The organism is Clostridium sp. (assembly GCF_051654825.1).
Lineage (GTDB): Bacteria > Bacillota > Clostridia > Clostridiales > Clostridiaceae > Clostridium.
Genome location: NZ_JBOFYU010000095.1, coordinates 1 through 8,396, shown reverse-complemented (window position 1 = coordinate 8,396; position 8,396 = coordinate 1). Strand labels below are relative to the sequence as shown.

Below are 8,396 nucleotides of genomic sequence, written 5' to 3'. Positions count from 1 at the left end.
ATTCTAAGCGCATCCTCTTCAAAACGTTCCTTCGCATCTCTTACGGATTTAATCAACTTTTTCTGGATGTGTGTTTGACCATTATAAGGGTCTACAAATCCTCTTTCTGGATGATAGGCAATGGCATTCATCGTAAAATATAATTATATTTATTTTTGTTCAACTCATATTTTCGCCTTATTTTATATACGTTTATATATGTTTATCTTATAAAAATCGAGTTGAACAAAAAAAGCCTTGAGTTTTTAGGCGAAATGAATATAATTATAATTAAAAGTGTTCATAATCCGAGGTGGTTAAATGATTTGTATAACTGAAAAGAAACGTGAAAATAAAAGTATTTTTGAGATAAATTCTTACGACTTAAGAAATAAACTTCTCTATACCGAAGAATTAGTTTTTGAGACGTCTATAAAACAACATTCTAATGGAATGACTTACTTACTTTTATATAATGATAATATGGTACCCTTAAACGATGTTTTTCACTTCTTAAATATACATCTAGCAACATTATCAATTAATAGTAGGATAAAAGCACTAAACGCTCTTCGTCTTTTAACTATTTTTGAAAAAATACACAACAAGCCTATATCTGACTTTAATAAATCAGACATAAATCTCTTTAAATCCTTTTTACGAGGGCATTCACCTAAAGGGCAAATTATATCTTTTGACGTTTTAACTCAAAGAAGCGCCCAGACAATCAATGGTTATTTGGCAGTTTATAGAAATTATTTATCTTTCCTTGGGATTAAAGACTCTCCATTCTTCGAAAGGTCTTCTACCTATTCAATTGTTAGTGACCCCCTAACCGATATGGATTACCAAAAATATAATTATTCTATTAATGAAAAAATGCCTACTCCTATAAGGCAAGTACCTAAATATATTTCTACGCAGGAATTCGCTACTATAATCTCAGAACTCCATACTAATTATTCAATACCCACTAATCTTAATCCATATGAGGAATGCATAATTCGCTTGATGTATGAAGCAGGTCTTCGTCTTGGTGAAGTTTTGGGACTTACAGGCGAAGATTTAGTCTGTGAGTTTATAGATGGAAAACCTAATTTCTTAGTTTATATTCGCAATAGATTCACTGATAGAAAAGACCAAAATGCTAAGGGATGTATGAAAATAACTAATCGCAAACAATATCATTCAAGTGCTTATTCTGAATTACGTTATGGCTTCCAAATTGTTTCTATTTCTAAAGATTTATACGAGTTGATAGAAACTTATATAGAAAACTCCCACGCTCTAGCCTTAGAACGCCATGAACAAAACTATCAACAATACACAATTGCTGATACCGTTACAACTTCAAAAATGTTTGATGGGGATAACTATTATATTTTCTTAAACTCACAAGGGAAGCCTCTTAGTTATCAAACATGGAATAATAAACTTAGAACTATCTATTCAACTGTTGGTATTCATATAGATAGTAAGAATAGGAAAAACAATCTAAGCCACCGATTCCGACATGGATTTGCTATGTATAATGTACAATACTTACACTTGAACCTACTAGAACTACAAATAGCTATGCGGCATAAAAGTAGTAAATCTACCTTAGTTTATTTTAATCCAACTCTGAGTGAACAAATACAATTAAAAACAGACTTTTTAACTGACCTTTACGAATTGATCCCTTCACTAAAAAGATAAGGAGAAAATATTTTTGACACAATATCTCTGCCCCAAACTACACTACCAAGTTGACAAGTTTAATGATGAAAAAGAACATTTTAAGGACATCAATACCTATAATATGTGTTCTAATTTTATAAACTCTTGTTTAAAAGATACTACTTACACATCTTCTACACAAGTATCTCGTATCCGTAAGTATAGACAGTTTATGCCAAATTTATATGATATTTCATTACATTTAATATCTTGGAATACCCTAAAACAATTATATCAACTATGTAATTTACCACCGCAAATGTTTACTGTCTTTATTACATTTATGATTGAGGGGGCTTATATAATAAACTTCTTTGAATCAGAGATTATATTAAAATGGTTAAAAACCCCATTAAATGAGGATAGTATAAAGGCTGTTTTTACGAGTGAATTTGCTAATCGTTGGTATTTGTATTCCGCAAATAATGATGACATAGCTCCTGTTTACATTAATAGTAATCGTTATATGCGTGATATACTAGATGAATTCATATCTATCTCCCCTTTAGTAAGAGCTCGTAATACTAAAGTAACCCAGTTTTATAGGGATTTCGATAAAAGCCTAGCAAAGAGTGGTGTAATACTTCCTATAGAAACTATAGAGGATTTTAATTATGATACATTTCAAGCACAGTTTAATTTTTATTCTTTAAACAATTCTAATAAATTATTAAATATTTTAGTTACCTTCTATATATTTTTATACACTCAAAATCCGAATATCTTCAAACCAACAGATGGGATTGACTACTACATTTTGTTAAAAAACACGTGTATTCACGACTACACAAAAGGTGCTCGTAAAATACTCTATAATCCTTATGATCCTATCCCAAGCTTAGATATTTGGCTATTAGATCCTAACACTTATAATCATACTTCTAATCAAATAACAAATGAAACACGCAAATTAATAGATTTTACCTTAATAACTAACCCTTTATATAGGACATGGAGTAAAGATTGGTTTTGGTCGGATATTTCACCTCTTACAATAAAATTACAACGCTTTCATTATATAAAGCCCTTCATAAATTATTTGACAGATTTAAAGCAAGGGATACAAAAAAGCTTTTATATAAAAAAAACAGATCAATTAAATTTTGATACTATTTCTTTAAATGAAATAATGGCATATAAATTCCATTTAGAAGATACTGTAACTAATACTATTTCTTTAAATTCGCATATTTTATCTGTAAAAAATTTTTTGACTTTTTTAAAAGATAAAAACTTAGTACAAGTTGAATCAGCTTGCTTTTATTATTTAAAGTCCAAGCCAAATAAACCAAAAAATTCTGCTAAATCTATTCCTAACCATGAACTAGAATCATTAGTCAAATACATGAAATCCATCTCAGAGAGCGCCTATACCAACCGACTTAATTTAGCTATTTTTTATTTAGGTTTAGAAACAGAATTTAGGCTATCTCAAATTTTAAATTTATCTACTGATTGTGTTCAGCAAACTACTAAACCTAATGAATATATGCTAATTTCTAAAACAAAAACAAGTAAAGGCAAGCAGATGGAACAACCTATCACAACTTATAACAAGGCTGAAATAGAAGAAATTATTAGATTTACTTCAGAAGTGAGAGCTTCTTGCACAGATCTAAAAATTAAAAATTATTTATTTATCTCTAAATCTAATCGTAAAAATATATTTACTCAGCATAAAGAAAAAGAATTTAATACATTCTTAAAATCTTGTTGCGAACATTTAAATTTACAACCTTATGTTTTCGCTAATTTAAGAGACAGTCGTATTACGAAAGCCCAAGCTTATGTCTTACATCATAATCTAGGCGAAAGTGCCCAATTAATTCTTACAAATCATTCTAATATTAATACCGATAGGCGTCATTATATAGAAAGCAATATTGAAGAAATGCTAGAGCTAACTTATTCAACTATCATTGGTGATGTTACCTTAACTGGTTCCATTGAATATACTTGCCCTGAAGTAGAAAGTAGTGAAAACTTAGTCTCTAGTCAATGTGGATATTGCAAAACTAAAACTTGTACTCAATACTCATATTTAGACTGCTTACTTTGTTCAAGCTTTGTTGCTACAGTTGATAGGATTCCTTTTTTTGACGAAGCCATAAAAACGATTGATATTAAAATACAAAATGCTTCTCTTGTTCATGATAAAGAAGACCTAAGCAATATAAAATTATTACTAATAAATTATTTAAAGCAATTATACATCAAGAAAGAGGAAAATAACGTTGAACTCTCTTAATTTAAGTGAACTAACATTAGATACATCATATACCCTAAATACGTCAGGTAATGATTTTATCAGTCGTATTATTGAAAGTAATAAGCTTCCTTTCAGCAAATATAATATTTATTATAGTGACACTATTTGGGACTTTTCTACACATTCAACTACTCATATAAGCCCCACTAAACAAAAGTTTAACTTTGAAAATATTTCTCCATGTTTTCAACAAGACATAAAAAAATATTTATTAGTCCAACTAATAGAAAACCGTATAAAATTTCAAAGTATCCATAGGAAATTCAGTTGCCTCAGAGTGTTTTTTAACTATTTATACTCTAACAATATCTACAGTATTCAAGAAGTACATTCTGAACAATTAGAAGGATTTTTAGAGGGAGTCTCAAACACCTCTCCTATTACACAACAGAAATACAAAGAAGCCATTCTAAATTTCTATACATTTTACTCAAATCATATAGTTGCTATTTTAACTCCTGAAATAGTTTCCTTGTTATCTTCTAGCAATTCAACATTGATAAAAGTTCAAGCAGAAAATAACAAATACCCTAATATTCCCTCTAATTACTTTAATAACCTTATGATTTGTTTAATCAAATCATTAAACACGGATATTGAACCTATTGATTTGAAAGCTACTGCTTGTCTACTGATTATTCTATCACAAACAGGTTTAAGGGCAGCTGAGTTAGCTGCATTAGAAATAGATAACTTAAAATATCTAACGCTATACGATGGGACTATTAGATATTTCTTAGAATATAAAACTTGGAAACGAGAATCTGGTAATAATGTTTTCTCTACTGAAAAAACATATGTTAACGATTTAACCTACAAAGCATTTAATACATTAGTAGACCTCTTAAAAGAGGAACGTTTAAAAAGGGATACTAAGTATTTATTCTTTGTACAAGCAACAAAAAAAGTCCCTTTAGTTACTCAGCGCTTAAGGGATAATTTTCTAAAGTATTATTTTACGCACAGGACTGAACTAGGGTGCATTAATTGTCCTGATAAGTTTCCCGAGCTTCAGAAAACACTTTATCAAGGAAAATATGTTTTATCTTACCCCGCAACTCCTCAATACCGTGTTCGTGTATGTACTGAACTTTATAATAATAATGTGCCATTAGCCTTCATTCAAAAGTTCATGGGACACCTTTCTGCTGAAATGCAAGGATACTATGTACGACCTAAAACAGATGTTCAAGAAGATATAGAGTTCTCAAAAAAAGTCATATTAGGTATTTTATCTTCTGATACTAAACTTCTTGGTTCTAATGCTGAAAGCTTTACAAAGCGCATTAATGACTTTATCAAAGAAAATCATTACTCCATATCCACTGATATTAATTCAATAGCAGAAACTCTATTGGACACTATTCCTATACGAGCAAAATCAGGGGGGGTGTGCATTAAAAGCTCTAAATTTAGAGAATGTACTAATGATTCCTTTACCAATAAATTTTATTGTGCCTACGGGGTTTGTCCTAATGTTTTTCACTTTTACTACATGTCCAATATATCTTACCGACAATGTTTGGAATTAAAAGAAACTATTACCCTAAACATTACAAGAAAACATTTAAAACAAGCTCAGAAGGAAATCAATATGCTAAATACAGTCCTATCTAATAAACTATTGCCTGAATTGGAAGAACTAAGCGATATGCTTTCTAAAAAAGGGCACTCATATATTATAACTACCTATCCAGATTTGGAGTATATAGTAAATAATTTAGAAGATATTTATAAGGAGATTGAACAATGGCAACAATTGAAAATAGAATAAATGATAAGTTACTTGCATTAAGTGATAAACATGGGAGTTTGGAATATTTATCTCTTAAGCCTTTTATGCAAACATACCTATCACGTATTGAGGAAATTTTTGTAAACAAAGAGATACAAGAACAAACTGCTATAAATGAATTTAAAAAAAACAAACTATCTTTATTATCTATATCAGAGCAACTTAATTGTTCTCGTACTACATTATATAATCATAATGCTTTTTTAAAAGATTATATTGAGTATTCCATCAACTTGTTAGAAGAAAATAATCCCTTTATACGCTATGATAAACTTAAATCTTCTATTTCTACTTTGGAAGAAAAAGTTGATAAAATGACCTTACGTGACATAGATACAGAATTATTAAGAGCTGAAAACAAAAAACTTAATGAAGCTCTCAAAAATAAACTTGACGAAGTTAAGCGCTTACAAATAAGAAATGCTGAACTTTCTCAAGAACTTCATACTTTAAAGAATGTGTTAAAACCAATTTCAACCGTTACCCCATTCCCAAAATAACTTTTAAGGAGGTTTTATAATGAATACTAAAATTAATATACCCACATCCCCTGCATTAGTCATACAAAAGCTAGTCTCTGCTGGCTTTGAGGCTGGAGTTGTAGGTGGTTGTACTCGTGACTGTATCATGGGTAAAATTCCTCATGATTGGGATATATGCACATCTGCAACCCCTTTGGAAATTCAAACTGTTTTTAAGGGGTTCAAGCAATTAGACGTAGGATTAAAACATGGAACTATTGTCATACTAATTGATAAGGAACCTATTGAAATAACTACTTATAGAATAGATGGTGATTACCTAGATGGTAGACACCCAAATGAAGTATTTTTCACCCGTAATTTAATAGAAGATTTAAGTAGACGAGATTATACCCAAAATGCAATTTTCTACAATGATTATGAGGGTTTAATTGACCCTTTTAATGGTATCCAAGATATTGAATCTAAAATTATTAGATGTGTTGGAGACCCTGATAAACGTTTGGAAGAGGATTCATTACGAATTTTGAGAGGTATACGATTTGCCTCTGTTCTTAATTTTTCTATTGATACTTCAACCAAAATTTCCATGCTAAACAAAAGATTTTTATTAAAAAATGTTTCCTCTGAACGAATTGCTGTAGAATTTATCAAACTATTCCAAGGTGAAAATTTTGCTGAAATCATTATAGAATTTAAAGATATTCTAGAAGTAGTAATTCCGGAATTCAAGCTTGTAACTTCTAATTCAACAGAATTCAATAATTTAAAGGCCTGTCTGCTTAGCTTATCACAAATTAATGATATTGTAATTCGCTTAAGTGTATTCTTTTATTTTATTGCTCATTGCAACTCACCAAGTAATGGTATTCATAAATTCCTTCAAGCTCTTTTTAATCGAATGAAAATAACTAATGCTGAAGGCATTAATCGGACAGATGTATTACATGTCATAGAGTTAATATCCCTCGTTGATAAAACTATTAATCCTAAAAAATATGATATTCTAAAAACATTAAATATCCTTTCAGGGAGTATTATACAGTTTGAACGACTACTTCTGCTAAAACAAATTTTTAATTCTATTAATCACACTGATTCCTTAAAAAATATATCTTTAGTCAAATGTCTATTTGATGGTCTTGCACAAGAGGAACTAGTCGTATTACTTAAAGATTTATCTATTACTGGTACAGATTTAATTAATAATCATATTGCCCAAGGCAAAGATGTGGGGATATTGTTAAACACACTATTAGATCATGTCATGCATGGTTTTCTTGATAATACAAAAGAAGATTTATTAGCTAGGGCTCGAACTATAAAAATGACAAAAGAATAGGTAGTAATTAAAAAGAGTACTTTACTTAAATGAAGGTAAACGCTTTATCATGAGTACCTCTAGTAAAAATGGGGCCGTTGCAAAGTAAGCGTCAAATATCCCCTCACATATAATTCTGTGGGGGGATATTTGACGCTTACTTATATTTAAAAACAGCACCTCATTATTATAATGAGTGCTGCTTTATTGGATGCAAATTTTAGTATTAAATTATCTAGAAATTGCATCAGTTTTTTTATACACATTAATTAATTATCTATTTGCACGTATTAGCATTTTTCCTGCTATCTAGATTTTTTTTCTTATTATATTCACTAACTAATTGCCCACATGCTGCATTAATATTAGTTCCTTTAGACTCTCTAATTTTAACGTAAAGCCCACCCTTTTCCAGTTTCATCTTAAAATCGGACAACATCTGCTTGTTTGGTCTTTTAAATTTTCCGCAATTAGTAGGGTTATACTGCAAAAGGTTAATCATAACATTCTTACCATAAAACCATTTTATAAGCTTATCAACATCAGAAACTTTATCATTTACACTAGGAATCAGAAGATATGCTATAGTTATTTTCCTATTGTGTCGCTCGGAATATGATAGCATAGACTCAACAGTAGAGTTTACATCACTCTTCGCCATATTAGGCATTATCATGTTTCTGACCTTTTGCGTTGTTGCATGCAACGAAAGAGTCAACTGAATTTTAATGTGTTCTTCACGAAGTTTCTTAAGTTGATTTAACGGCCCTACTGTAGATACTGTTATTCCTGATGTTGAAAAATCAAGACCATTCCTATCACGTAGAATAT

5 protein-coding genes and 1 pseudogene are annotated in these 8,396 nt (G+C 30.0%); 5 read left to right on the top strand and 1 reads right to left on the bottom strand.

What is annotated here, in order from left to right; translation table 11 throughout:
- Positions 1 to 300 precede the first annotated feature (300 nt).
- Genes ACRDBA_RS05695 through ACRDBA_RS05675 form a run of 5 tightly spaced genes read left to right on the top strand, consistent with a single transcriptional unit; the run spans position 301 to position 7,586 of the window.
- Positions 301 to 1,677 carry a tyrosine-type recombinase/integrase gene (locus ACRDBA_RS05695; protein WP_438571959.1) on the top strand — a complete coding sequence of 459 codons (1,377 nt, stop codon included), beginning with the start codon at positions 301 to 303 and terminating at the stop codon, positions 1,675 to 1,677.
- A gap of 13 nt (positions 1,678 to 1,690) precedes the next feature.
- Positions 1,691 to 3,946 carry a hypothetical protein gene (locus ACRDBA_RS05690; RefSeq protein WP_438571958.1) on the top strand — a complete coding sequence of 752 codons (2,256 nt, stop codon included), beginning with the start codon at positions 1,691 to 1,693 and terminating at the stop codon, positions 3,944 to 3,946.
- Positions 3,933 to 5,741 (top strand): tyrosine-type recombinase/integrase, encoded by a 1,809-nt coding sequence (locus tag ACRDBA_RS05685; protein ID WP_438571957.1) that lies wholly within the window; start codon positions 3,933 to 3,935, stop codon positions 5,739 to 5,741. Before ACRDBA_RS05690 ends, ACRDBA_RS05685 begins: the two co-directional genes overlap by 14 nt.
- Positions 5,717 to 6,262 (top strand): hypothetical protein, encoded by a 546-nt coding sequence (locus tag ACRDBA_RS05680; RefSeq protein ID WP_438571956.1) that lies wholly within the window; start codon positions 5,717 to 5,719, stop codon positions 6,260 to 6,262. Before ACRDBA_RS05685 ends, ACRDBA_RS05680 begins: the two co-directional genes overlap by 25 nt.
- A gap of 19 nt (positions 6,263 to 6,281) precedes the next feature.
- Positions 6,282 to 7,586, top strand: coding sequence for a CCA tRNA nucleotidyltransferase (locus ACRDBA_RS05675; RefSeq protein ID WP_438571955.1), 1,305 nt, complete (start codon positions 6,282 to 6,284; stop codon positions 7,584 to 7,586).
- A 256-nt stretch (positions 7,587 to 7,842) separates the two neighbouring features.
- Here the strand turns inward: ACRDBA_RS05675 and ACRDBA_RS05670 are convergent.
- Positions 7,843 to 8,396 (bottom strand): annotated as a pseudogene (locus tag ACRDBA_RS05670) (23S rRNA (adenine(2503)-C(2))-methyltransferase RlmN); the annotation flags it as partial.

Bases quoted from the DNA above. Each gene is read 5' to 3' on its own strand.
- ACRDBA_RS05695 (WP_438571959.1), top strand. From the start codon at position 301: ATGATTTGTATAACTGAAAAGAAACGTGAAAATAAAAGTATTTTTGAG.
- ACRDBA_RS05680 (WP_438571956.1), top strand. From the start codon at position 5,717: ATGGCAACAATTGAAAATAGAATAAATGATAAGTTACTTGCATTAAGT.
- ACRDBA_RS05675 (WP_438571955.1), top strand. From the start codon at position 6,282: ATGAATACTAAAATTAATATACCCACATCCCCTGCATTAGTCATACAA.